Annotated in this window: 25 protein-coding genes, 1 tRNA gene and 1 other RNA gene; 21 read left to right on the top strand and 6 right to left on the bottom strand. The window is 65.0% G+C overall.

Annotation, left to right across the window (positions count from 1 at the left end; genetic code table 11):
* Window positions 1–2: 2 nt before the first annotated feature.
* On the bottom strand, window positions 3–686 hold the full coding sequence (gene lexA / locus RUH75_RS14910) for a transcriptional repressor LexA (protein WP_313807326.1): 684 nt from the start codon (window positions 684–686) through the stop codon (window positions 3–5).
* A gap of 153 nt (window positions 687–839) precedes the next feature.
* Here lexA and RUH75_RS14905 point away from each other — a divergent pair, with 153 nt between their 5' ends.
* Window positions 840–998 (top strand): hypothetical protein, encoded by a 159-nt coding sequence (locus RUH75_RS14905; protein ID WP_313807324.1) that lies wholly within the window; start codon window positions 840–842, stop codon window positions 996–998.
* A gap of 90 nt (window positions 999–1,088) precedes the next feature.
* On the opposite strand, the gene RUH75_RS14900 is transcribed toward RUH75_RS14905, so the two are convergent.
* The 5 genes from RUH75_RS14900 to RUH75_RS14880 form a co-directional block, all read right to left on the bottom strand.
* Entirely contained in the window at window positions 1,089–2,270 is a 1,182-nt protein-coding gene (locus RUH75_RS14900) for a molybdopterin molybdotransferase MoeA (protein ID WP_313807322.1), read from the bottom strand.
* Window positions 2,267–2,737, bottom strand: a complete 471-nt coding sequence (gene moaC / locus RUH75_RS14895; protein ID WP_313807320.1) for a cyclic pyranopterin monophosphate synthase MoaC — start codon at window positions 2,735–2,737, stop codon at window positions 2,267–2,269. Before moaC ends, RUH75_RS14900 begins: the two co-directional genes overlap by 4 nt.
* On the bottom strand, window positions 2,734–3,525 hold the full coding sequence (trpC, locus tag RUH75_RS14890; RefSeq protein ID WP_313807318.1) for an indole-3-glycerol phosphate synthase TrpC: 792 nt from the start codon (window positions 3,523–3,525) through the stop codon (window positions 2,734–2,736). Before trpC ends, moaC begins: the two co-directional genes overlap by 4 nt.
* Window positions 3,522–4,514: an anthranilate phosphoribosyltransferase gene (gene trpD / locus RUH75_RS14885; protein WP_313807316.1), complete on the bottom strand. Its 993-nt coding sequence runs from the start codon at window positions 4,512–4,514 to the stop codon at window positions 3,522–3,524. The genes trpC and trpD overlap by 4 nt, the downstream gene beginning before the upstream one ends.
* 195 nt (window positions 4,515–4,709) lie before the next feature.
* A complete protein-coding gene (locus RUH75_RS14880) occupies window positions 4,710–5,300 on the bottom strand; it encodes an aminodeoxychorismate/anthranilate synthase component II (protein WP_313807314.1) in 591 nt (196 codons plus the stop codon).
* Between the two features lie 71 nt (window positions 5,301–5,371).
* Here RUH75_RS14880 and ssrA point away from each other — a divergent pair.
* From ssrA to RUH75_RS14780, 20 genes are all read left to right on the top strand, one after another.
* Window positions 5,372–5,716: a transfer-messenger RNA gene (gene ssrA / locus RUH75_RS14875) on the top strand.
* 563 nt (window positions 5,717–6,279) lie between these two features.
* Window positions 6,280–7,731 carry a CHAD domain-containing protein gene (locus tag RUH75_RS14870; protein WP_313807312.1) on the top strand — a complete coding sequence of 484 codons (1,452 nt, stop codon included), beginning with the start codon at window positions 6,280–6,282 and terminating at the stop codon, window positions 7,729–7,731.
* 201 nt (window positions 7,732–7,932) lie between these two features.
* Window positions 7,933–8,763 carry a type II secretion system protein N gene (locus RUH75_RS14865; RefSeq protein ID WP_313807310.1) on the top strand — a complete coding sequence of 277 codons (831 nt, stop codon included), beginning with the start codon at window positions 7,933–7,935 and terminating at the stop codon, window positions 8,761–8,763.
* On the top strand, window positions 8,760–10,940 hold the full coding sequence (gene gspD / locus RUH75_RS14860; RefSeq protein ID WP_313807308.1) for a type II secretion system secretin GspD: 2,181 nt from the start codon (window positions 8,760–8,762) through the stop codon (window positions 10,938–10,940). Before RUH75_RS14865 ends, gspD begins: the two co-directional genes overlap by 4 nt.
* Window positions 10,937–12,484, top strand: coding sequence for a type II secretion system ATPase GspE (gspE, locus tag RUH75_RS14855; protein WP_409592373.1), 1,548 nt, complete (start codon window positions 10,937–10,939; stop codon window positions 12,482–12,484). The genes gspD and gspE overlap by 4 nt, the downstream gene beginning before the upstream one ends.
* The gene (gspF, locus tag RUH75_RS14850; RefSeq protein WP_313807306.1) at window positions 12,477–13,694 is read left to right on the top strand and encodes a type II secretion system inner membrane protein GspF; all 1,218 of its coding nucleotides are present in this window, start codon (window positions 12,477–12,479) and stop codon (window positions 13,692–13,694) included. Before gspE ends, gspF begins: the two co-directional genes overlap by 8 nt.
* 94 nt (window positions 13,695–13,788) lie before the next feature.
* Window positions 13,789–14,235 carry a type II secretion system major pseudopilin GspG gene (gene gspG / locus RUH75_RS14845; RefSeq protein WP_313807304.1) on the top strand — a complete coding sequence of 149 codons (447 nt, stop codon included), beginning with the start codon at window positions 13,789–13,791 and terminating at the stop codon, window positions 14,233–14,235.
* Window positions 14,207–14,677 carry a GspH/FimT family pseudopilin gene (locus RUH75_RS14840; RefSeq protein ID WP_409592372.1) on the top strand — a complete coding sequence of 157 codons (471 nt, stop codon included), beginning with the start codon at window positions 14,207–14,209 and terminating at the stop codon, window positions 14,675–14,677. The genes gspG and RUH75_RS14840 overlap by 29 nt, the downstream gene beginning before the upstream one ends.
* Before the next feature lie 13 nt (window positions 14,678–14,690).
* Complete coding sequence (gene gspI, locus RUH75_RS14835) at window positions 14,691–15,086, top strand: type II secretion system minor pseudopilin GspI (protein WP_313807302.1); 396 nt, start codon at window positions 14,691–14,693, stop codon at window positions 15,084–15,086.
* The gene (gspJ, locus tag RUH75_RS14830; RefSeq protein WP_313807300.1) at window positions 15,083–15,721 is read left to right on the top strand and encodes a type II secretion system minor pseudopilin GspJ; all 639 of its coding nucleotides are present in this window, start codon (window positions 15,083–15,085) and stop codon (window positions 15,719–15,721) included. Before gspI ends, gspJ begins: the two co-directional genes overlap by 4 nt.
* On the top strand, window positions 15,714–16,703 hold the full coding sequence (gspK, locus tag RUH75_RS14825; RefSeq protein ID WP_313807298.1) for a type II secretion system minor pseudopilin GspK: 990 nt from the start codon (window positions 15,714–15,716) through the stop codon (window positions 16,701–16,703). The genes gspJ and gspK overlap by 8 nt, the downstream gene beginning before the upstream one ends.
* Before the next feature lie 20 nt (window positions 16,704–16,723).
* A complete protein-coding gene (gene gspL, locus RUH75_RS14820) occupies window positions 16,724–17,812 on the top strand; it encodes a type II secretion system protein GspL (protein WP_313807353.1) in 1,089 nt (362 codons plus the stop codon).
* Entirely contained in the window at window positions 17,809–18,294 is a 486-nt protein-coding gene (locus RUH75_RS14815; protein WP_313807296.1) for a type II secretion system protein M, read from the top strand. Before gspL ends, RUH75_RS14815 begins: the two co-directional genes overlap by 4 nt.
* Entirely contained in the window at window positions 18,291–19,013 is a 723-nt protein-coding gene (gspN, locus tag RUH75_RS14810; protein ID WP_313807294.1) for a type II secretion system protein N, read from the top strand. The genes RUH75_RS14815 and gspN overlap by 4 nt, the downstream gene beginning before the upstream one ends.
* Window positions 19,010–19,771 carry an A24 family peptidase gene (locus RUH75_RS14805; RefSeq protein WP_313807292.1) on the top strand — a complete coding sequence of 254 codons (762 nt, stop codon included), beginning with the start codon at window positions 19,010–19,012 and terminating at the stop codon, window positions 19,769–19,771. Before gspN ends, RUH75_RS14805 begins: the two co-directional genes overlap by 4 nt.
* Before the next feature lie 125 nt (window positions 19,772–19,896).
* Window positions 19,897–19,973: transfer RNA gene (locus tag RUH75_RS14800), tRNA-Met, on the top strand.
* A gap of 136 nt (window positions 19,974–20,109) precedes the next feature.
* Window positions 20,110–20,463: a type II toxin-antitoxin system RelE/ParE family toxin gene (locus RUH75_RS14795; RefSeq protein ID WP_313807290.1), complete on the top strand. Its 354-nt coding sequence runs from the start codon at window positions 20,110–20,112 to the stop codon at window positions 20,461–20,463.
* Window positions 20,464–20,475: 12 nt separating this feature from the next.
* Complete coding sequence (locus RUH75_RS14790; protein WP_313807288.1) at window positions 20,476–20,763, top strand: HigA family addiction module antitoxin; 288 nt, start codon at window positions 20,476–20,478, stop codon at window positions 20,761–20,763.
* Between the two features lie 96 nt (window positions 20,764–20,859).
* A complete protein-coding gene (locus RUH75_RS14785) occupies window positions 20,860–21,507 on the top strand; it encodes a hypothetical protein (protein ID WP_313807286.1) in 648 nt (215 codons plus the stop codon).
* A gap of 196 nt (window positions 21,508–21,703) precedes the next feature.
* Window positions 21,704–22,606: a hypothetical protein gene (locus RUH75_RS14780; RefSeq protein WP_313807284.1), complete on the top strand. Its 903-nt coding sequence runs from the start codon at window positions 21,704–21,706 to the stop codon at window positions 22,604–22,606.
* The last annotated feature ends 237 nt before the right edge of the window (window positions 22,607–22,843 follow it).

Raw genomic sequence — 22,843 nt, 5'->3', positions numbered from 1 at the left:
AATCAGTTGTAGCGCCTCAGCAATCCGGCCAGCTTGCCCTGAATGCGGACTTGCCGCGGGTCGTAGATTTGCGGTTCATAAGCACTGTTCGCAGGATCGAGCCGCACCTTCTGCCCTTCCCGACGGAAATATTTGAGAGTCGCTTCATTCTCATCGATCAGCGCGACCACGATCTGCCCTTCGCGCGCCACGTCGGTACGCTGTATGAGTGCGAAGTCGCCGTCGAGTATTCCTGCCTCGACCATGGAATCTCCGGCTATCTCCAGCGCGTAATGATCTCCGGTTCCGAGCAGCGCTGCAGGGACGGACAGCATATTCTGCCCTTCCAGTGCCTCGATAGGCACGCCGGCCGCGATGCGTCCGTGCAGGGGAATCTCCAATATGTCATTGGCGGCTGGCGGCATGCTCATGGTCGCGCCGGTTGCTAACAGTGCTTTGGACGGCGCGATGACCTTGGGCGCGCGATGCATGGCTTCGGGAAGCTTGAGTACTTCCAGCGCGCGGGCGCGATTGGCCAGGCGGCGGATGAAGCCGCGTTCCTCCAACGCGTTGATCAGGCGATGGATGCCGGATTTGGACCGCAGGTCCAACGCTTCCTTCATCTCCTCGAACGAAGGGGAGACGCCTCCCTCTTCCAGTCGGGTCTGAATGAAGCTCAGCAATTCCTGTTGCTTGGGTGTCAACATGCCGCCTTGCCCTCCTTGGAACGGATGGAGAACACATAGGAAACGAAAAAGGGGGAGTCAAGCGCTTTAACCGTTGACCGCATTTGCGGGAACGCCGTGGGGGAATGGCCGTTTTGTCACTGCCTTCCGGAAGAAGGTGAATAGGAGAGTAAGATGGCGAACCAGAACAAGCAGGGCGGTGATCAGCGCCGCGATCAACAGGGCGGTGACAGGTCCGGTCAGGGCGGGCGCCAGCAGCAGCAGGAAAATCGGCAAGGCCAGATGGGCAATGAACGCCGTCAGGACAAGGGAACCGACAAGCAGCAGCGCTGAAGGGGCGGCTGTCATTCAGCGCATGATCTGAATGTCGCCACCATCGCATCGGGATTATACTGGAAGGGGTCGTGTCGGCGGCCCCTTTCCTTATGCGAGGGGCAGGATGGTCACGGGATCGCCGGTGGCGGCAGGGGGAGATCCGGAAGGGCGCAGGATCAGGCAGTCGGCTATCGCCATGGCAGCGGTGGCCGCGCTATCCTGCGACGTCAGGGAGACGATGCCCGTTTCCGCGCGGAAGGCGCGGAGATAATCGTCTCGTTCTCCGGTGGCGATCAATGGCGTGGCGAGCGTCGCGGTAGTGGTGCGGGGCAGGGGTGAGGCCGCGCCCATCAGATGGCGGACCAGCGGTAGCAGGAACAGCGTCGCGGTGACGAAGGCCGATACCGGGTTGCCCGGCAGCCCGAGGAAGATGGCCGGGCCAAGCGTGCCGGCCATTAGCGGCTTGCCTGGCCGCATACGGATTTTCCAGAAATCGAGCGAGCCGCCAGCGCGGGCGAAGGCGGGACGGACGATATCGTGATCGCCCACGGAAGCGCCGCCGGTCGAGACGATGATGTCGGCATCGCGGGCATGGGCGAAGGCGTTGGTGATGCTGTCGAGATCGTCGGGCACGATCCCGAGATCGATGACGTCACAGGGCAGGCTGTTGAGCAGGGCGGCCAACATGGGGGCGTTGGAAGACGGCAACTGGCCTTGCAGGGTGGGTGCGCCGGGCGGGACCAGTTCATTGCCGGTGGAGAGCAGGGCGATGCGCGCGCGGCGGGCGACCGGCAAGGTCCCGTGACCACCCAGCACCGCAAGGGCGATCTGGGCGGGGCCGGCCGCCATGCCGGCTCTGAGCAGCAGGCCATCCTTGCAAAAATCCGAAGCGGCGGGGCGCACATTGCGGCCTTGCGCCAGTTCGTTGCCCAATCCGCGCACCATGTCTCCGTCCCGGGCGGCTTCCTCTTGAATCAGGACGCTGTCCGCGCCCTGGGGCAGGGGCGCGCCGGTGAAGATGCGGCAGGATTCGCCGGGGGCGAGGGCGGGGGGCAGGGGGCCGCCGGCCGCGCTTTCCGCCGTGACCTGCCATGGTCCGGGCCATTCGCCGGCGCGGATCGCATAGCCATCCATGGCGGAAAGATCGGCCCAGGGCTGGTCGCGCAGCGCGGCGACGTCCTGGGTCAGCCAGCGTCCCGCGCAGGCGGGAATGGCGAGCCGTTCGGTCGGCAGGGGCGCCGCCAGCGCCATCAGGCGGCTTTGCGCCTCTGCGACCGGGATCAGGTTCATGGCGCGCGCCAGTCACCGGATTTTCCGCCGGTCTTGGCGAGCAGGCGGACGTCGCCGATGATCATGGCTTTGTCGATCGCCTTCGCCATGTCGTAAATGGTCAGCAGCGCGACCGATGCGGCCGTGAGCGCTTCCATTTCGACGCCGGTCTGGCTGGCGGTCTTCGCGGTCGCCGTGACGGTGACGCCGCCGTCATCCAGATGGAAGGCGATGCTGACGGAGCTGAGCGGGATGGGGTGGCAGAGCGGGATCAGATCGGCCGTGCGCTTGGCGGCCATGATCCCGGCAACGCGGGCGACGGCGAGGACATCGCCCTTTTTCACTAGGCCCTGGGCGATGGCCGTCGCGGCTTCCCCGCTCATGTCGATGCGGCCCGTCGCGATCGCCTCGCGGGTCGTCACCGCCTTGGCCGAGACATCGACCATGCGGGCCGAGCCGTCCTCGTCCAGATGGGTGAGCTTGTTCATAGGCCCGTCAGCAGGTTGCGGGTTGCCGTTTCCACATCGGCCTGCCTCATGAGGGTTTCGCCGACCAGGAAGCAGCGGACCCCGTGGTCCGACATGGCGGTGAGGTCGGCATGGCCGGTGATGCCGCTTTCCGCGACGAAGGTACAGCCCTCGGGGGCCTGGCCGACCAGTTCATAGGTACGGGCGAAATCGACGGTGAAGTCGCGCAGGTCGCGATTATTGACGCCGATGAGGCGCGAGCGGAGTTTCATCGCACGCTCCAGTTCCTGCGCGTCATGCACTTCGATCAGGGCGTCCATGCCGAGGCCGAGCGCGGCGTCCTCTATCTCCGCCATCTGATTGTCGTCCAGTGCGGCGACGATGATCAGGATCGCGTCGGCACCGAGCGAGCGGCTTTCCAGCACCTGCCAGGGATCGACCATGAAATCCTTGCGCAGCACCGGCAGGGCGCAGGCGGAGCGGGCGGCCATCAGATAGTCGTCATGGCCCTGAAAATAAGGTTCGTCGGTCAACACCGACAGGCAGGCCGCGCCACCGGCCGCATAGGCCTGGGCATGGGCGGGCGGGTCGAAATCCGGGCGGATCAGGCCCTTGGAGGGGCTGGCCTTCTTGATTTCCGCGATCAGGCCGAAACCGGCGTGGGCAGCATCGTCCAGCGCCTTGCGGAAGCCGCGCGGGGGCGTCTGTTCGGCGGCGCGGGCGTGGAGCGAGGAAACCGTGATCGCGGCCTTGCGGCGGGCGACTTCCCCCCGCTTCACATCGCAGATTTCGATCAGCTTGTTGGTCATTTATAGGCAATCCAGCAATTGAGGAGCGCGTTGGCAAGGCCGCGATCGATGGTTTCGGCAGCTTCCTCCACGCCTTCGCGGAAATCGGATACGGCGTCCGCGACGACAAGGGCAGCGGCGGCGTTCAGCAACACCGCGTCCCGGTAAGGCCCCGCTTCGCCTTGCAGCAGGGCGCGCAGGGCGGCGGCATTATGGGCAGGGTCGCCGCCCTTGATCGCCTCGACCGGATGGGTGGAGAGGCCGAGTTCCGCCGCGGTCAGCCGGTGCATGGCGACCAGATGGTGGCCCCTCACTTCCGCCAGATCATTGCCGCCAGCGAGCGAAAGTTCGTCCAGTCCCTCGTCGCCGGAAATGATCATGGCGCGGTCGACGCCCAGTTCCGCCAGCGCTTCGGCATAAATGGGGACGTAGGCGGGGCGGGCGATGCCGACCAGTTGGCGGCGCACCCCGGCCGGATTGGCGAGCGGACCCATCAGATTGAAGATGGTGCGTTCGCCGATCGCCTTGCGGATCGGGCCGAGGCGTTTCAGCGCGGGGTGGCAGTTCTGCGCGAAGAGGAAGCAGATGCCGAGGTCGGCCAGCGTCGCTTCGGCCGTTGCGGCCGCTCGATCGAGATCGAGGCCGAGGGCTTCCAGCGTATCGGCGGCGCCGGCTTTCGAAGAGGCGGCGCGGTTGCCGTGCTTGGCGACCGGGACGCCGGCGGCCGCGACCACCAGCGACACGGCGGTGGACACGTTGAGCGTGTGGTGGCCGTCGCCGCCCGTGCCGCAGACGTCGACGGCGCCTGTGGGCGCCCGGACCGGGATCATGCGGCTGCGCATCGCGCGGGCGGCGGCGGCGATTTCCGTGGCCGTCTCGCCCCGGCGGGCCATGGTGACGAGGAAGCCCGCAATGTCCGCTTCGGGAAGGTCGGCATCGAACAGCAGGTCGAAGGCCATGGCGGCCTGTTGCGCGTCGAGCGGCGTGGCGGGATCAGGCAGGCTGGTCATCGACGCTGCCTTAATCACGGGACGGGGCCGGAGTCGAGATGCGCAGTCAGGAAAGTCGTTACGGAAACGAAATCCGGAGTGACACAGGTGACACGATCAAAGCGCGGGAAAGCGCCATTTCCTATTTTTCCGACGGGTCAAAGAGCTGTCCTCCACCTAGCGCGGCGGCGATGCTGTAGGACAGGAAAAAGCGCTTCAGGCAGCCGCGCGTTCGTGGACGGGGATGCCCGCGATGCGCATGAAATTGGCCAGCATGTCATGGCCATGTTCGGTGGCGATGCTTTCCGGATGGAACTGGACCGAATGGATCGGCAGGTCCTTGTGGCGGAAGCCCATGACCGATCCGTCCGCGCTGGTGGCGTTGACGATGAGGCTGTCGGGAATGTCCTCGACGATCAGCGAGTGATAGCGGGTCGCGATGAAGGGGGAGGGGAGCCCTTCGAACAGGCCGGTGCCGTCATGGCTGACCGGAGAGGTCTTGCCATGCATCAGGCCGCCGCGCACGACCTTGCCGCCGAAATGCTGGCCGATCGACTGGTGGCCGAGGCATACGCCCAGGAGCGGCGCGCCCGCGTCGGCGCAGGCGGCGACGAGGTCCAGGCTGACGCCCGCTTCATTGGGGGTGCAGGGGCCGGGGGAGAGCAGGAAGGCCTGCGCGCCGGTGGAGAGCGCCTGTCCCGCCGAAATGGCGTCGTTGCGGACGACTTCGACCTGCGCGCCCAGTTCCATGAGATAATGGACCAGGTTCCAGGTGAAGCTGTCGTAATTGTCGATGACGAGGATCATGGGAAGGGCTTTAGCGTGGGATTGGGGGTTGGGGAAGTGGGCGGCGTGATGATACCGGGATGGTCATTGCGCGGCTTGATAAACGCGACGGGCCGCTCCATATAGGCCGGTGCCGGGTTCGCCCGGCTATGGTGATAAATCGTGTCGTGCAATAGGCGCAGCGGACCCGGGGGCAGTACCCGGCGGCTCCACCATCCATCCCGCTTTCGCGGGGTGATTGACGGGGCCGAACTAGGATCGACGTGTGTTGAAAAGCGATGTCTTCACCCGGCCTGAGTATGCCGTAAAAATGTTCAAAACACGTAAGTGCCAACGATAACGAGGCTCTTGCTCTTGCTGCGTAATTGATGGCCTCACGGCCGGACATTACCCAAAAAGAACGCGGTTGAACCCACCGGGCAACAGAAGGGAATTCAGCGGCCGCCGGAGGGGCCGGGCAACAGAACCCTCCGGACCCTTTCCCTGCATGTTCGGTTTTCGCGCGGTGGTTCGGCTGAGGAAGCTTCGCGTCCCTTGTTGCGATTCGAATCGGGCTGGCGGGTAACTCCCTCATTCGATTGCACTTTTATGACGCTATTGCGAAAAATTATAAGAGACTGAAAATAGGCCGATAAAAATCCTTTTTTTGCCTTTCCCGCGCCCTTGTGGTGGTGTCATCAAAGTGAAATACTTGATGCCGGGATAGAGGGTTTTTCTGGAGAAACCGGATGCGGAGAGCGGCGGCGATTTTCGGTTTGGCGCTGGCTGCGCTGGTTCCGGCGGCGTCTTCGCGGGACCGCAAGGCGCTGGGCCGGTTGCAGACGAGTTACGCCATGCGCTGAAACGCGCAAAGGCGAACACCCTGGGTGCAGGGAGCGGGGGCGTCGTCCAGCAATGGGCGGCGCCCCTTGGTTTTGCCGTCTTTGGCGGATCGGCCATTTTCGATTCCGGACGGTTCATGGTAGAGCGCTGATCCGGCAAAATGCGCGGAGGCGGCGCCTTGAATCGGGAAATCGAACTGAAGCTGGAGCTGGCGCCGGACGCTGCCGACGCGTTCGGGCGGTTGGCCTTCCTTCCGGCGGACAGCCATGCGACGGCGTTGCAGGCGATCTATTTCGACACGCCCGATCGGGACCTGGCCGGGCGGGGGATGAGTTTGCGCATCCGGCGTTCGGGGGGCAAGCGGGTTCAGACGGTCAAGGCCGACGGCGACGACAGGATCGGGGGTGGCAGGATCGGGAGCGGTACTGGCCTGTTCGCGCGGGCGGAGTGGGAAATGCCGGTGGCGGACGATGTGCCGGTGCTGGACGCGCGCACGCCGGTGGCGGCTATGCTGGGCGAGGCTGTGCATGCCATGGAGCCGGCCTTTCATGTCGATGTCGAGCGGCGGACCTGGATCGTGGCGGAGGATGCCGCCGAGATCGAGCTGGTGCTTGACCGTGGGCAGGTCAGCGCTGGCGACCGGCAGGCGCCGATTTGCGAGATCGAACTGGAATTGAAATCGGGCGCGCCGGACGCGCTTTTCCGTTTTGCGCGGCGGGTGGATGCGGAACTGGCGGTGCGGCCGGGTGTCATGACCAAGGCCGAGCGGGGATACAGGCTGCGGGATGCGGTTGCGCTTTCCGTCAAGGCGGAACCGGTGGCGCTCGATCCGTCCATGGCCGCGGGGGAAGCTTTTCTGCGGATCGGCGGGAGTTGCCTGCGCCATTATCGTTTGAACGAGGCGCTGCTGCTGGATCATTATGACGACAGGGCGCTGCATCAGGCGCGGGTGGCGGTCCGGCGGCTGCGTTCAGCCTTGTGGTTGTTCAGGCCGATACTGGAAGAAGCGGATGTGGCGCGCTTTCAGGGGGAGTTGAAGTGGCTTGCGGCGGTGCTGGGCGAGGCGCGCGATCTGGATGTGCTGGCGCAGGATGAGGAACTGCGCGAGCGGCTGGAGGCCGCGCGGGCGCAGGCGCATGATCGGGTGCGGCAATGGCTGGAGTCCGCGCGGGTGCGGGCGCTGCTGATCGATCTGGTGGAATGGCTGGCGTTGGGCGCGGGTCAGGGCGAAGGTTCCGGGCTGGCGGTGGATTTCGCCGTTCGGCGGTTGCAGCGGTTGCGCAAGCGGATCGTGAAGCGGGGGGCGCATCTGGCGAAGCTGGATGATGAGGCGCGGCATGAGGTGCGCAAGGATGCGAAGAAGCTGCGCTATGCCTCTGAATTTTTTGCAGGCCTGTTCGATGGAAAGAAGCAGCGGCGGCGGCAGGCGAAGTTCATCGCGGCGCTGGAAGAGGTGCAGACGGGGCTGGGGACATTGAACGATCTGATCGCGGCGCCGGCGCTGTTGGCGGAATATGGGTTGGCGGATGAGGCGCGGGTCCGGCCGAAGAAGAAGCGGAAGCTGCTGGCAGAGGCGGCCGGGGCATATGAGGAACTGGTGGAAGCGCCCCGATTCTGGGAGCGCTCCTGAAAAGGCAGCGGGACCCCCGGCCAGGTCCGGGGAGACGAAGCTGTAATGGCTGGACGCGGGGGGGCGATCGCTGGCCGCGCGAAATGCAAGCACCGTCGCTTCCGTCGTTGCGCTTGTCATAAAAGCGTAACAAGAGTGTCATCCGGCAGTAAAAGCAGTTTCCTAGCAGGCGCCGTTAGCAAAGGGGGATCAACGACGCTCATGCGTGTGCCTTTTGGCGATCATATCCGGAATGCGGGTGGGCGGCTGCGGCCGATCGACTGGCTGTCGCTGGTCGAGAAGCTGTTGCTGGGGTTGCTGGCGCTGCAATGCGCGGGACTGGTCTGGGCCGTGCTGACCCCGGCAGGCAGTTTCGGGCCCTGGGAAGGGCGGCAGGCGCGCATCCTCTCCACGGCGGAGCGGCAGGCGCTGTTTACCGGCTTCGATCCTTTCTATCGTGGCGGGCCGGGCCAGGCGAACGGCGGAGTGGTCACTTCGCTGGCGCTGACGGTTTACGGGATAAGGTTGAATGAAGGCTCCGGCCAGGGGTCGGCGATCGTCGCCGGGCCGGATGGGGTGCAGAACAGCTTTGCCGTGGGCGAGGAGATCATGCCCGGCGTGGTGCTGAAGGCCGTGGCGTTCGACCATATCAGCATCGATCGCGGCGGGGCGGAGGAGCAGGTTTTCCTCGATCAGTCGCAGCCCGCGCCCATGGTTGCGCCCGGCGGCGGGGTGCCTGCCGGTTCGCCTCCCCGGCCGATGGTGGGGATGGACAATCCGAGCGCCGACATGCTGAAGCGCGATGTCGGTTTTACGCCGCGCATGCAGAATGGGCGGGTGAGCGGGCTTATCCTCCAGCCCAGGGGGCCGGGGTTCCAGCAGGCCGGTTTCCAGCCCGGCGATATCGTCACCCAGATTGACGGCCAGCCGGTCGGTTCAGTGGGTGATCTTCAGGCGTTGCAGGGCAAGATCATGCCCGGCGCGCGCATTTCCCTGACCGTCGAGCGTGGTGCTGCCGTGTCCTCGGTCAATCTGACTCTGCAAGGCCAATGACCAGAAAATTGCTTCTTTCCGCCGCCATGGCGCTTGCGCTCGCCGCGCCGATCGCTTCGCCTGTCATGGCGCAGCAGACGCTGAACGTGCGGGATGCCGATATCCGGGCCTTCATCCAGGATGCGGCGCGGGTGACGGGGCGGACCTTCATCATCGACAATCGCGTGGCTGGAAAGGTGTCGGTCGTGACGGACAGGCCCCTGTCGCGGTCGGAATATTTCGAGATTTTCCTGTCGACTTTGCGGGCCAACGGGCTGGTGGCGGTGCCGGCGCCGGGCGGGGCCTATCGGATACAGCCGGCGGACGGGGCGGCGGGGCAGCCCAGCACCGTGGGCCGGGCGGCCAATCGCAACCAGTTCGTGACGGAGGTTTTCCGGCTGCGATCGATCGATGCGGCGAGTGCTCTGGAAACGCTGCGCCCCTTGGTGAGCAAGGACGGCTCCGTGACCGCGAACCGGGCCGGGAACAGCGTGGTGGTGGCGGACTATGCCGATAATATCGGGCGCATCCGGCAGGTGATTGCGCGGATCGACCGGGATACGGCTTCGACAACGACCGTCGTGCTGAGAAATGCAGGCGCGCGGGAGATTGCGACATCCTTGCAGGCTCTGGTGACGACGGGCGGGGATGGGGCGGCCAAGCCCGCGACCATCGTGCCGATCGACAGCAGCAATGCCGTGGCCATCCGGGGCGATGCGGGGACCGTGGCGCGGCTGGCGCAGATGGCGCGCGATCTTGACCGGCAGGCGGCGAGCGGGACGGAGATCCGCGTTTACTGGCTGGAGCATGCCGATGCCGAGAAGCTGTTGCCGGTGTTGCAGCAACTGATCGGCCAGTCTACCGGCTCGGCGGTGACGGCTTCGACCCCGGCGGCGGGCGGGGCGCCTTCGGCCATGCCGGCTGCGGCGTCTTCGGTGGTGGCGAGCGCGGGCGGGTCCGGCAGCGGCGGCATTTCGACGCGGGGACCGGCGATCGTCACGCGCTATGAGGGCGCCAATGCGATCATCGTGGCCGCCAATAGCGACGTGCAGCGGATGCTGGGCGAGACGATCCGCCAGATCGACACGCGGCGCGAGCAGGTGCTGGTGGAGGCGATCATTGTCGAGATCAGCGATGCCGCCGCGAAGAAGCTGGGCGTGCAGTTCCTGATCGGCAGCACCAAGACGGGTTTTGCGGCAACCAACTATTCCAATGCTTCGCCCAGCCTGTTGACGTTGGCGGGCGCTTATGGCTCGACCCAGCTCGGCACGACCAAGACCACGGTGGAGGCGGCGGACGGCACCACCACCACGACCGAAACGCAGACGAACAGCGACCTTGCCAGTTCGCTGCAACAGGCCGCGGTCGACAGTCTGTCGAGCGCGACCGGCATTATCGGCGGGCTGGGCACCCAGATCGGGAAAAATGGCATTTTCGGTGCGATCATCAATGCGGTGAAGTCCGACACCGACAGCAATGTCCTGTCGACGCCGTCGATCATGACGCTGGACAATCAGAAGGCGTCCATTCTTGTCGGGCAGCAGGTGCCGGTGACGACCGGCGAGGCGCTCAGCCAGAATTTCGACAACCAGTTCCGCACCGTCCAGCGGCAGGATGTCGGCATCAAGCTGGAAGTGAAGCCCCAGATCAATACCGGCGGCGCGATCAAGCTGTTCCTGAAGCAGGAAGTGTCGAGCGTCTCGGGGCCGGTTTCCAGCAGCAACAGCGACCTCATCATCAACAAGCGCGAGATCGAGACGACCGTGACGGTCGATGATGGCGAGATATTGGCGCTGGGCGGCCTGCTGGACGATAATGAGCGCAAGACGATCGAGCGCATTCCGCTGCTGTCCGACATTCCGGGCATTGGCGAACTGTTCAAGTCGCGCAGCAAGAACCGGACCAAGACGAACCTGATGGTCTTCATCCGGCCGACCATATTGCGGTCGAAGGAAGATGCGCAGAAGCTGACGCAGCAGCGCTATGGCTATATTCGCGGCATGCAGTTGCAGCGCAATCCCGATGCCGAACCCAGCATCGATGAACTGGTGCGCGACTATATGGGCGCGACGCCGCCTGCCGCCGTGCCGCAGCCGGGCGACAGCGTGGTGCAGCCGCCCGCCGAAATCATCGAACCGACCGCCCGCCAGTCGAGCGGCGTCGTGCGTCCTGTCCCGACAAGCGGAGAGAAGCGGTGAGTGAAGCAGCCGCGGTCCAGCCCGATCCCATTCCCCCGCATGTGGCGCCGCGCGCGGTCGACATCCCCTATGTCTTTGCGCGCAAGCATGGCGTCGTCATGCTGCCTCTGGACGGGGAGCGGCTGACCATCGCCGTGCGCGAGGGGAGCGATCCGCGCATATTGCTCGAAGTGCGGCGGCATCTGGCGCGCAGTTTCGATGTCCGTTTCGTCGACGGGCCGCAGTTCGACAGGCACCTGTCCGACCATTATGCGATGGAGGGCAGCGCGGCCGCGATGGCCGGGTCCATCGATGTCGGGGCGGATGAGCTGGATATGCTGGCCGCCGATATCCCGACGGCGGACGATCTGCTCGACAGCGCGGACGATGCGCCGGCGATCCGCCTGATCAACGGCATCATCGCCGAGGCGGCGCGGCAGGGCGTGTCGGATATTCATATCGAGCCATATGAAACGGGCCTGATCGTGCGGATGCGCGTCGATGGCGTGCTGCGCGAGACATTGCGCATGCCGCCGCATGTCGCGCCGGTGATCGTCAGCCGCATCAAGGTGATGGCGCGGCTCGACATTGCCGAGCGGCGCGTGCCGCAGGATGGGCGGATCGGCCTGACCTTGGGTGGGAAGCTGCTCGACGTGCGCGTGTCGACCCTGCCGAGCCGGGCGGGGGAGCGGGTGGTGCTGCGTATTCTCGACAAGGAGAATGCGGGGATGAACCTTGACCTGCTGGGCATGGCGGGGGCGGCGGACCGGATTTTCCGGGAGGGCTTGCGCGAGCCGAACGGGATCATCCTCGTCACCGGGCCTACGGGGTCGGGCAAGACGACGACGCTTTATGCCGGGTTGCGGACGCTTAACGACGGGACGCGCAATATCCTGACCGTCGAGGACCCGGTCGAATATGCGATCGAGGGCGTCGGGCAGACGCAGGTGAATGCGAAGGTCGGGCTGACCTTCGCGGCGGGGCTGCGAGCGATTTTGCGGCAGGACCCCGATGTGGTGATGGTGGGCGAAATTCGCGACCGGGAGACGGCGGAGATTGCCGTTCAAGCCTCGCTGACGGGGCATCTGGTGCTGTCGACCGTGCATACCAATGATGCCGTGGGCGCGATCACGCGGATGCGCGACATGCGGGTGGAGCCGTTTCTGCTGGCGTCGACCCTGCGCGCCGTCATTGCGCAGCGGCTGGTGCGGCGGCTCTGCCAGCATTGCCGGGAGCCGGTGCAGGCGGACAAGTCGGCCAGTGCGCTGTTGGGCTTCGATCCGGGGACGATCATCTATCGGGCGCGCGGGTGCGAGGAGTGCAATGGTTCCGGTTACAAGGGCCGGATCGGTGTGTTCGAGGCGATCCGGGTGGATGATACCATCCGTCGCCTGATCAATGACGGCGGCGATGAATCGCTGATCGCGCGCCATGCTTTCCTGAACGCGCCCAATCTGGGGTCGGCGGCGCGGGCGCTGGTGCGCGACGGGCAGACGACCGCCGAAGAGGCGATCCGCGTTTCGCGGCGCGATGCGGGCGAGGTGGAAACCATCGCCGATGGCTGAGTTCGACTATATCGCGATCGACCCTGCGGGGAAGGAGCGCTTGGGGCGGGTCAAGGCCGATACGATGGACGATGCCCGCGCCCGGCTGGACGCGCGCAGGCTGTTCATCGTGCGGATCGAGCCGGGAGCGGTGGAAAAGGCGCGCAAAAGGGCAGGATTGTCGCTGCGGGCGCCGCGCCTGTCGGCCAAGGAACTGACGCTGTTCACGCGGCAATTGTCGACGCTGATCGAGGTCAGTCCGCTGGAGGAGGCGCTGCGTACCATCGGGCGGCAGAGCGAGCAGCCGCATGTCCAGGCGATCGTCGGCAAGGTGCATTCGGGTGTGCTGGAAGGGCGGCGGCTGGCCGAAGCGCTGTCTGCGGAGCCGAGGAGCTTTCCGGCGCTCTATCGCGCGATGATCTCTGCCGGTGAAAGTTCGGGCAGCCTGCCGACGATCATGGAGCGGTTGTCCGAATTGATGGAGCGGCAGGCGGTGATGCGGTCCAAGGTGCTGACCGCGATCGCCTATCCGAGCGTGCTGGCGGCCTTTGCCGTGTGCGTGGTCGCGGCGCTGATGATCTTCGTCGTGCCCAAGGTGGTGGAGCAGTTCGATACGGTCGGCCAGCAATTGCCGCTGCTGACGCGGATGGTGATGGGGGTTTCGGCCTTTCTGGCGGGCTATTGGTGGTTGCTGCTGATCCTGATCGGGCTGGCAGGTTTCGGCTTCTGGCGGGCGCTGAAGGTCGAGGCTTTTCGCTATCGGTTTGATTCCATGCTGCTGCGTCTGCCACTTTTGGGGCGGTTGATCCGGGACCTGCATGCGGCGCGGATGGCGCGGACCTTGTCGACCATGGTGGCCAGCCGGTTGCCGTTGATGGAGGGATTGTCGCTTACTACCCAGACCGTCCACAACCGGGTGCTGCGGCAGGCTTCGGAGGAGATCGTCGAGGCCATTCGCGGCGGCGGCAGCCTGTCGGCGGCCCTGCGGCGGGCGGGGGTGTTTCCGCCGCTGCTGGTCTATCTGGCGGCAAGCGGGGAGAGCGCGGGGCGGCTGGATACCATGCTGGAGCGGGCGGCGGATTATCTGGAGCGGGAGTTCGACAGCTTCACCTCCGCCGCGCTCGCCATGCTGGAGCCGGTGATCATCATTCTGATGGGCGGCATTGTCGCCGTCATCATCCTGTCCATCCTGCTGCCCATCCTGCAATTGCAGAGCCTTACCGGGGCCTGAAGGAGTGTTTATGCGTTTATTCTCTTGGACCCGTCATCCCCGCGGAAGCGGGGACCCATCCCCTGACCTCACCAGCAGCGGCGGCGTGCGGGAGATGGGTCCCCGCCTTCGCGGGGATGACGATGGAGAGAGTGGGTTTACGTTGGTCGAGCTGATGGTCGTCATCGTTATCATCGGACTGCTGGCGACGATCGTGGCGATCAACGTCATCCCTGCGACCGACACGGCGCGGGTCGAGAAGGCGAAGGCGGACATTTCCACCATCGAGCAGGCGCTGGAGCAATATCGGCTCGACAACTTCACCTATCCTTCGGCCACGGACGGGTTGCAGGCGCTGATCAATCCGCCCGCTTCGCTCACCCAGCCGCAGCGTTACCGGCGGGGGGGCTATATCAAGAAGCTGCCGAACGACCCCTGGGGCCGCCCCTATGGTTACGTCGTGCCGGGGCGGAAGGGCGCGTTCGACATCAGTTCGCTGGGCGCGGACGGCCAGCCGGGTGGCGAGAATGAGAATGCCGACATCATTTCCAGCGAGCTGTGAGCGCTCGCAGGCCGGCTTTACCCTTATCGAGCTGATGGTCGTGCTGACGATCATCGGTTTCATTTCGGCTGTGGTCGTGATCGCCATTCCCAATCCGCGCGGGCGCGTGATCGAGGATGCCGACCGCTTCGCCGCGCGCGTTGCCGCCGCGCGCGACGAAGCCGTCGTCACCGCGCGGCCCATGGGGGTCTGGGTTTCGGCCTCTGGCTATGGTTTCCAGCGCCGCGACGGGGGGCAATGGGTGGAGCTGGAGGACAAGCCCTTCGTCACCGCCAACTGGAAAGCGGGCACGCGGGCGCTGGTCGGCAAGGACGGGCGGCAACAGGTCGGCTTCGACGGCACGGGGTTGCCGACCGATCCGATGACGGTGACGCTGGCGCGAGAGGGCGAGCGCGTGTCGGTGACGGTTGATATGGCCGGGAAGGTGGTCGTGGGTGGTTGAATGTGTCCACCGTATGACGCCGCGTGTTGCTGCCTGCGCAGGAACACGAAGTGCCAGGGAAGGTGGCTTCACTCTCCTGGAAATGCTGGTTGCATTGGCGGTGTTCAGTCTGGCGGCGCTGGCGCTCGTGCGTTTGCAGGGCGTCACCCTGCACACGGCGGCCGATCTCGACAGCAAGGCGATGGGGCAGATCGTCGCCCGCAACCTGATGGTGGAGGTGCAGACCGATCCCGCGCCGCCTTCGCTTGGGAATGAGGAAGGCGATGTCGATAATGGCGGCCGCCGCTGGCACTGGACGCGGGAGGTCAGGGCCACTGACGACAAAAGGGTGTTGCAGGTCGATCTGACCGTGGATGGCCAGGCTGGCGCATCGCCGGTGGTGCTGAGTTTCGTGCGGGTGGTGCAATGAGAAAGGCGCCATCGACCCAATCCGGCTTCACCCTGATCGAGTTGCTGGTGGCGCTGATGATCTTCGCCATGCTGGCGGCGGCGGGGGTGCTGTTGCTGGGCAATAGCGTGTCGGCGCAGGCGCAGATCAAGCTGCGGCTGGACGATATGGCGGCGGTGCAGCGGGCGGGTGGTGCTCTGGCCGCCGATCTCGGGCAGGCGGTGCCGCGCATCAGTCGCACGGAAGCCGGGACGCTGGCGCCCGCATTCTGGGCGCATCGGGAGGGGGAGGCTTTGCCTGTCCTTCAGTTCGTGCGCGGCGGTTGGGACAATCTGGGCGATCTGCCGCGTCCTTCGCTCCAGAAGGTCGAATATTGGGTGCGGCAGAGGCGGCTGGAGCGGCGGACCTACCGCCAGGTCGACGGCGCGGCGGGGGATGAACCGGCGGCTTTGCTCGATCATGTGGAGGATGTCGCGTTGCGCTTTCGCGATGCGAAGGGGGACTGGCGGGACGAATGGGTGCCGACCCAGCCCGACCTGATGCCGCGCGCGGTCGAGATGACGGTGACGCGGACGGGCGAGCCTGCCGTGACCTTGCGCTTTCTGGTGGGGCCGGGGCCGGTGGAGAAGCCGGAGGAGGCAGCGGCCAATGGCTGATCCCCGGAACCGGAATGAGCGCGGCGCGGCGCTGTTGACGGTGTTGCTGCTGGTGGCGGTGATGGCGGTGGTCGCATCGACCGCGCTGGAACGGCTGGCGCTGGCGACGCGGATGACCGGCAATGGCGGGGCGGTCGATCAGGCGCGGGCCTTTGCCGATGCCGGGACGGAGATTGCGCGGCTGCGGATCGGGGATCTGCTGGCGGCCAATCCGGGCAGGACGACGCTCGCCGGGAACTGGATGGGCACGCCGCAGGCGATTGCGGTGCCCGGCGGGATAGCGACGGCGCGGGTGACGGACGGGGGGAATTGCTTCAACCTCAACAGCGTTGTGGCGGGCGAGAATGAGGCGAATCTGAAGGTCCGGCCGGTGGGCGTGTCGCAATTCCAGGCGCTGTTGCAGGCGCTGGGCGTCGAAGCGCGGCAGGCGCAGGTGGCGGCGGCTTCGCTGGCGGACTGGATCGACACCGATGGCGTGCCGCAGCCGGGCGGGGCGGAGGATGAGACTTATGCGCGGGCGGCGGCGCCTTATCGCGCGGCCAATCGTTTCATGGTCGATCCAAGCGAACTGCGCGCCGTGAACGGGGTGACGCCCGCCATCTACGCGCTGGCGCGGCCATGGGTCTGTGCCCTGCCGACGGCGGACCTGTCGCCGATCAACATCAATACGCTGCTGCCTGATCAGGCGCCGCTCTTTGCCATGCTGATGCAGGGGCAACTCAGCGTCGCGCAGGCGCGGCAATTGCTGGCGCAACGGCCGGCGGACGGCTACGGCAGCACGGTGGCGTTCTGGGCGGTGCCGGCGCTGGCGGGGCTCAACCCGCTGGAGGAAGTGGCTAATCAGGTCAAATTGACGACGGGATTTTTCGCAGTGGAAGTGTCGGTGGATGTCGGGGGAGCGCAGGTGGTCGAACGGGCGCTGATCGACGCGCGGCAAAGCCCGGCCATGCTGATACGCCGCAATTGGGGGACCGGCGCGTGAGCGAAGGGTTGATCGTCGCGATGGCCGAGGAGCCGGGCGCGGAGCCGCTGTGGATGCGGGTGGCGAATGGCGCCGTGGCGCAGACGGGCGCGGGCGCGAACTGGCTTACGGCTTGCGGGCTGGCGGCCTTGCCCGAGGATATGGTGGTGATGCTGGTGCCTCCGGCGGCTTTGGTGACGCTGCATGAGGGGGCCTATCCCGACCTGCCTGCACGGCAGGGGCGGGCGGCGGCGCGGCTGGCCGCTCTGGCGGGCGGGATCGTGCCGGCGGACCAGCTGTTCGCGGCGACGGACGGGAATGACGATCCTGCGCGACCGCATCAGGTGGCGGTCGCGGCGCGGGCGGATATGCAGCATTGGCTGCTCTGGGCGCAGCATCATGGGCTGGACCCGGATATCATGGTGCCCGCGCCTCTGCTGTTGCCCGAGGCGCAGGAGGGTTTTCATCGTGGCATGATCGGCGGCGCGGCGGTGTTGCGAGGCGTGGAGATCGCGCTGGCGGGTGATCTGGCGCTGCCGGAGTTGATCGGCGATGCGGTGGTGCGGGATGTTGCGCCTGCGCTGATCGATGCGCGGGCGATTGCCGCGCTGGACAGGCCGCCGCTGGATTTGCGACAGGGCGATTTCGCCAAAAGGGTGCGGCGGTCTTTCGACAGGCGGACGCTGGGACGGATCATGGCGTGGAGCGGAGCCATCCTGTTGGTCAGCCTGTTGATCGCGCTCGTCGGATTGACGAAGCAGCATTTCGCGGCGAGCAGGCTGGATGCCGACAGCCTCGCCCAAGCGCGGCAGGTTGTGCCGGGGGCGAGCGATCTCATCCAGGCGGAGGCGGAGATGGACCGGCAGCTCGCGCTGCGCGGGGCGGGCGGCCATGCCTTTACCGCGCCGGTGGCGGGGTTGCTGAATGCGATGCAGGACGTGCCGGGCGTGTCGCTGACCGCCCTGTCGCGCGACCCGGACGGCATGATCCGCGCGACGCTGGCCGCGGCAAGGGGAGAGGATATCAACAATGTGCTGCTGGCGTTGCAGGCGGCGGGCTTCACGATCACGGCCACGCCTTCGCAGGACCCCGGCGGGCGGATGCTGGCGGATATCACGGTGCGATCATGATGGAACGGTTGCAAGGCCTGTGGGGCGAACGAAGCCCGCGTGAACAGTGGATGCTGGGCGTGATGTTCGCCCTGCTGGCGGTGGTGATGGCGTGGCTGGGGGTTTTGCGGCCGCTCGATATGGCGCGGCGTTCGGCGCATGACGCGCTGCTTGAGGCGACGGATCGCAATGCGGCGATCCGGGCCAAGGCGAAGCTGCTCAAATCCCTGCCGCGGGCCGCGGGAACGGTCGATGCGGGCGTGCCGCTGGAACAGTTCATCGGGCAGAGCGCGGGGGAGGCCGGGCTGACGCTGGAGCGGGCGCAGGCTCAGGGGGCGGACCGGCTGGACATGGCGATCGCTTCGGTGCGGCCGGTGGCGCTGTTTTCCTGGCTGGCGGCGCTGGAGGCGCAGGGTGTGCGGGTCGAGACGATGAGCGCGCGGCCTTCCCCGACGGCGGGCAGCGTGTCGGTGCAGGCGGTGCTGGTGCGGGGCGGGCAATGATGGGGCTGACGCTTTCGCGGCCGATGCGCATGGGCCTGATCGTTCTGTTTGCATTGGGTTTCCTGATCTTCCTGCCGATGCGGATGGCATTGGGCATGGCGGGGCTGGAGCGGCTGGGCGTTGCGGCGCGGGAGGTGCGGGGGACTGTCTGGAGCGGTGGAATCGATCAGCTGATGCTGGGGACCACGTCGCTTGGGTCCGTGAATGCGGGCCTGTCGCCGGTTTCGCTGCTGGTGGGGCGGGCGCGGTTTAATGTCTGGCGGCGCAATGGCGCGGCCGATGATCTGAGCGGGGCGCTGACCGTCGGGGCCGGGCGGATCGGGATCGACGATGTGACGGGGGCGGTGCCGCTGGGGCGGACCTTTGCGCCTCTGCCGGTCAGCAGCTTCGTCATGCAGGATGTGTCGGCCTGGTTTTCCGGCGATCGCTGCGGCCATGCGGAAGGGCGGGTGCGGGCGCGGATGGCGGGACAGTTTCCGGGGCTTAACCTCGCCCAGGGGCTTTCGGGCGTCGCGAGCTGTGATGGCGAGGCGTTGCTGCTGCCGCTGGTGAGCCAGTCGGGACTGGAGAAGGTCAATCTGCGCATCTGGCGGTCGGGTCGCTACGTGGCGGAGATGCGGGTGGAGACGGCGGACGCGACGCTGGGCGAGGCGCTGGCCAGGGCGGGCTTTGCCGATGCCGGGGGGGCGCGCGTGCTGAAGGTTGAAGGGACGCTGTGATCCATCCGCTGGCCGCGATGCTGGGCGGGGTCGCGGGCGCCATTGCCGGGAGTTTCCTCGCCACGCTGATATTACGCTGGCCGCAGGGGCGGGGCGTCGCTCGCGGCCGGTCGGTCTGTGACGGGTGCGGGCGGGTTCTGGGCGTGGTCGATCTGATCCCGATGCTGAGCGCGCTGGCGCAGCGGGGGCGTTGCCGGACCTGCGACGCGCCGATCGATCGGCTGCACGGGCGGGTGGAAGCGGGGTGCGCGATCATCGGGGCTTTGGCCTTTGGCTTCGCGCCTGATCCGGGCGGGGTCGGATGGGCCCTGTTCGGCTGGTTGCTGCTGACGCTGGCGGTGTTGGACAGGCGGCATTTCTGGTTGCCGGACGCGCTGACCCTGCCGCTGGCCTTTCTGGGTTTCACGATCGGGCTCTGGACGACAGACGTGCTGATGATGGATCGGGTGATCGGTGCGCTGGCGGGCTATCTGGGGCTGCTGGGCGTGGCGCTGGGCTATCGGCGGGTGCGGGGACGCGAAGGGCTGGGGCTGGGTGATGCCAAGCTGCTGGGCGCGCTGGGCGCATGGTTCGGGTGGCAGGCCTTGCCCTTCATCCTGTTGCTGGCGGCAAGCCTTGGATTATTGGCGATTCTGGCGGCAATGGCGGTCGGGCGGTCGGTCGACGGCGGGACGCGGGTGCCGCTGGGCACTTTTCTGGCGATAGCCGCGGTGCCGGGATGGGCCTTGGCTGCATTGGCGCTGGGGGCGGGAGCATGATCGCGGCGGAGAATCTTCATGAAGCTCTTGAAACCCCGTTGACCCATTCGTCCGTGCTGCTTATAGCGCCGCCTCACCGCAGGGCACGCCTTACAATAGGGCACTGGCCGGCGGGATGCCCATGGGGCGGAGTAGCTCAGCTGGTTAGAGCAGCGGAATCATAATCCGCGTGTCGGGGGTTCAAGTCCCTCCTCCGCTACCATCGAAAAGCCCGGAAATCCTTGGTTTTGCCTTCGGGCCGGTCGTAAACGCGGCCCTTTTCTGATATTCGCGGCGTCCCACGAAATCCGCGGATTTGCGCCAAATTCGCGGGCTTACGGCGTCTCCATGCAACATGGATGCAACATGGAAGGCGCCTGCAGGTTGACTGGGGCTTGTCATCTGTATCGCACAATGATACGTATCAATCCATGATACACGGCACCAAAGGGAAACTGATCGAACAGGTGCTGGCCGGTAAGGCGGGTAAGGGTTTTCCGTCTGATCTGTTCCGGGTTGCCGTGCGCAAGGTCGCCATGCTGGAGGCCGCTGCGAAGCTGGATGATCTTCGCGTTCCTCCCGCCAATCGGCTTGAAGCGCTGTCCGGCGACCGGGCCGGGCAGCATTCGATTCGGATCAACGGCCAATGGCGCATCTGTTTCATCTGGACCGACAATGGCCCAGACGAAGTTGAAATTGTGGACTATCACTGAAAGGACAACGCTATGACCATGCTGCAAGTGCCGGTCCATCCCGGCGAAATCCTGAAGCATGAATTTCTCGATGAAATGGGAATTAGCGCGGGGAAGCTGGCCAAGCATATCCATGTGCCGCGCACGCGGATCGAGCGGCTATGTTCGGAAGATACGTCGATGACGGTGGACACAGCCGTGCGTCTGTCGCGGGCGCTCGGCACCACGCCTGAGTTTTGGCTGAACCTCCAGGCGCATTACGATCTGCTGACGGTAAAGGCTGAAGGTGTGGATGATATAGAGCCGCTACTGGCTGCCTGAACTGCCAACGCCAGCCTGATACCCTTTCCGCCGAAACCCGCCTTGCGTCTCTGCGTTTGCAGCCCTAAGACGCGGAAAGGGAACAAGGTAGAATTGATGCAGCTCGATCTTCGCCAACCAACGATTGTGATTGCTGGCGCGTTCAACCCTGCGATCTTCAGCCTTTCTTGGATCGCAAACATCCTATTCGACGTGCCGGAAGGACAAGATGTCGAAGGGGTGATGGTGCAGGATATGGGCCAAGCCAACCCTCGGTCATATATCGGCAAGGTGGGTGTCTCGGCAGACGCTAATCGACTATCCGTTTTCATTGACGACCTGTCGTCCGAAACGCTTGCTACGGCAGAGCGAGTCGCAGTGAATGCGGCTCGCAACCTACCTCACACGCCCGTCGGTGGATATGGAATTAATTTCCAGTTTCTGGAACCTGACATCGACGCTCAGGTTGCGGATATGTTCGCCCTGGCAGACCATCCCGAGCGGATCGGTCAAGTTCTTCAGACTACGGTAGCATCAGCAATCCAGTTCGAAGATGCCGTTGTGCTCAATCTCAGCCGGGGCCTAAACGGCGGTGATCTGATAGCTACTTTCAATTTTCATGCGGAACTGGCTAATTTCGCGGCGATGGCCGACGCTTTGGGTGGCATTCTCGCAAAGCGGTTGGACAGCGCAAAGACGATCCTAAAGACACTATATGAATTCGATGTGGACGATCTTGAAATCCGATCTGCATTGAATAAATGAGAGGGCGGGACAATGGTTGCACATCCAGAAATAGTGAAATCCGGCCATCGCATGACTGGCGAGGTAAGCACAAAATCGAGCGCCGCTCCCGTCCGTCTGGCCTCTAATGGCAGATTCCTGGTGTCTGCCACGAGCCAGCACAACACGGCCAAAATCTTAACCGCGTCAACCGCCACCAAGGGATGACCGCTTCGGCGTGCCGAAGAATTTTGAGTTTATGTCTTGCCGGACAAGCGAGTTTTCGGCAGCCGAACTGCGGCAAGGTGACATCCTTCGGCGGACAGAGGAGCTATCAGAGCGTCTCGCAGAAGCGCATGGCTATTACGCCACCGCGCCCGGCTATGACTATTTCATGGTGCTCACCCCCACCTGTGAAATGGTGCTCCGAGATGGACGATGCTCAACGCGCTACCTGACGATTGCGGCGGTCCGACCGCTTGAGATTCTAATTGACCGCCAATTGGGAAATTACACCAAATCGATGAAAGCGCCGGGGACGTTTTGCCGTTCCGACCGACGCCAGGTGGCAGAGCAGTTCCTGATGAGGATATTGCACAATACCGAGCCGGGTTATTTCTTCCTTCCAGGCGAACTTTTCCCAGGGGGCGAACAGCCGGATCGAGCGGCATTCCTACGACTATCGGTCGCGCTCCGCGCGACGCATTATGACGCCTGCGCCAATGCGAAGGTTCTGCAACTGGCTGACAGCTTTTCTGCAAAGGTCGGATCGTTGGCGGCCAACCTCTACGGCCAAGTCGCGACGCCGGCCATTGAGGAGCAAGTTGACGTCAATTTCAAAGAGATCATCGGACAATTCATCGAGAAATCGCTAGACCGACCGTCGATCCATTGGCTCAGTGCCCCTGGGCTCAAGCATGTGAACACCGCTATAAAAGAGGCGAAGCAGCGGCTGGATGTGGCAGAATTGACATTGGAGCAGACTCAGGAGGTCGTGAAAGCCACACCGAACGACCAAGCGCTTTTGGCAAATCGTATCCAATCGCTGCTGTCGACCAAAGGTGTTGAGGCGGCCAAGGTCGAGGAATTGCGTAACCTCATCGCCAGCGACAGCATTGTCGCTCAATTTCTTAAGCGATAACAACCGTGCCAGGTGTCCCCGGCTAAGCAGCCGACACGGGTGATCCGTTTCGCCTTAGGCTCTGAAGGTGATGAAGCCCACTCCTTCCCCCCTCCACCACCTGGAACCGCGGTGTAGGCGACGCCTGTAATGCGCTCTCGCGATAAATGCGGAGTTGCTGCCGACCAGCATGTAGGCGCTGGCCTAGGGTCAGGACCCATTGATGTGATCGACGCGATGTGATTCAGGCTTCCTGAG

This window comes from Sphingobium sp. (assembly GCF_032153725.1).
In the GTDB taxonomy this organism is placed as follows: Bacteria; Pseudomonadota; Alphaproteobacteria; order Sphingomonadales; family Sphingomonadaceae; genus Sphingobium.
Note: the sequence above shows the minus strand (reverse complement) of the source record. Positions and strands in the feature narration are given on the sequence as shown.

Excerpts from the sequence above, each read along its gene's own strand:
- lexA (WP_313807326.1), bottom strand. The coding sequence starts at position 686 with ATGTTGACACCCAAGCAACAGGAATTGCTGAGCTTCATTCAGACCCGA.
- RUH75_RS14905 (WP_313807324.1), top strand. The coding sequence starts at position 840 with ATGGCGAACCAGAACAAGCAGGGCGGTGATCAGCGCCGCGATCAACAG.
- RUH75_RS14900 (WP_313807322.1), bottom strand. The coding sequence starts at position 2,270 with ATGAACCTGATCCCGGTCGCAGAGGCGCAAAGCCGCCTGATGGCGCTG.
- moaC (WP_313807320.1), bottom strand. The coding sequence starts at position 2,737 with ATGAACAAGCTCACCCATCTGGACGAGGACGGCTCGGCCCGCATGGTC.
- trpC (WP_313807318.1), bottom strand. The coding sequence starts at position 3,525 with ATGACCAACAAGCTGATCGAAATCTGCGATGTGAAGCGGGGGGAAGTC.
- trpD (WP_313807316.1), bottom strand. The coding sequence starts at position 4,514 with ATGACCAGCCTGCCTGATCCCGCCACGCCGCTCGACGCGCAACAGGCC.
- RUH75_RS14880 (WP_313807314.1), bottom strand. The coding sequence starts at position 5,300 with ATGATCCTCGTCATCGACAATTACGACAGCTTCACCTGGAACCTGGTC.
- RUH75_RS14865 (WP_313807310.1), top strand. The coding sequence starts at position 7,933 with ATGCGTGTGCCTTTTGGCGATCATATCCGGAATGCGGGTGGGCGGCTG.
- gspD (WP_313807308.1), top strand. The coding sequence starts at position 8,760 with ATGACCAGAAAATTGCTTCTTTCCGCCGCCATGGCGCTTGCGCTCGCC.
- gspF (WP_313807306.1), top strand. The coding sequence starts at position 12,477 with ATGGCTGAGTTCGACTATATCGCGATCGACCCTGCGGGGAAGGAGCGC.
- gspG (WP_313807304.1), top strand. The coding sequence starts at position 13,789 with ATGGGTCCCCGCCTTCGCGGGGATGACGATGGAGAGAGTGGGTTTACG.
- RUH75_RS14840 (WP_409592372.1), top strand. The coding sequence starts at position 14,207 with ATGCCGACATCATTTCCAGCGAGCTGTGAGCGCTCGCAGGCCGGCTTT.
- gspI (WP_313807302.1), top strand. The coding sequence starts at position 14,691 with ATGACGCCGCGTGTTGCTGCCTGCGCAGGAACACGAAGTGCCAGGGAA.
- gspJ (WP_313807300.1), top strand. The coding sequence starts at position 15,083 with ATGAGAAAGGCGCCATCGACCCAATCCGGCTTCACCCTGATCGAGTTG.
- gspK (WP_313807298.1), top strand. The coding sequence starts at position 15,714 with ATGGCTGATCCCCGGAACCGGAATGAGCGCGGCGCGGCGCTGTTGACG.
- gspL (WP_313807353.1), top strand. The coding sequence starts at position 16,724 with ATGGCCGAGGAGCCGGGCGCGGAGCCGCTGTGGATGCGGGTGGCGAAT.
- RUH75_RS14815 (WP_313807296.1), top strand. The coding sequence starts at position 17,809 with ATGATGGAACGGTTGCAAGGCCTGTGGGGCGAACGAAGCCCGCGTGAA.
- gspN (WP_313807294.1), top strand. The coding sequence starts at position 18,291 with ATGATGGGGCTGACGCTTTCGCGGCCGATGCGCATGGGCCTGATCGTT.
- RUH75_RS14795 (WP_313807290.1), top strand. The coding sequence starts at position 20,110 with ATGCAACATGGAAGGCGCCTGCAGGTTGACTGGGGCTTGTCATCTGTA.
- RUH75_RS14790 (WP_313807288.1), top strand. The coding sequence starts at position 20,476 with ATGACCATGCTGCAAGTGCCGGTCCATCCCGGCGAAATCCTGAAGCAT.
- RUH75_RS14785 (WP_313807286.1), top strand. The coding sequence starts at position 20,860 with ATGCAGCTCGATCTTCGCCAACCAACGATTGTGATTGCTGGCGCGTTC.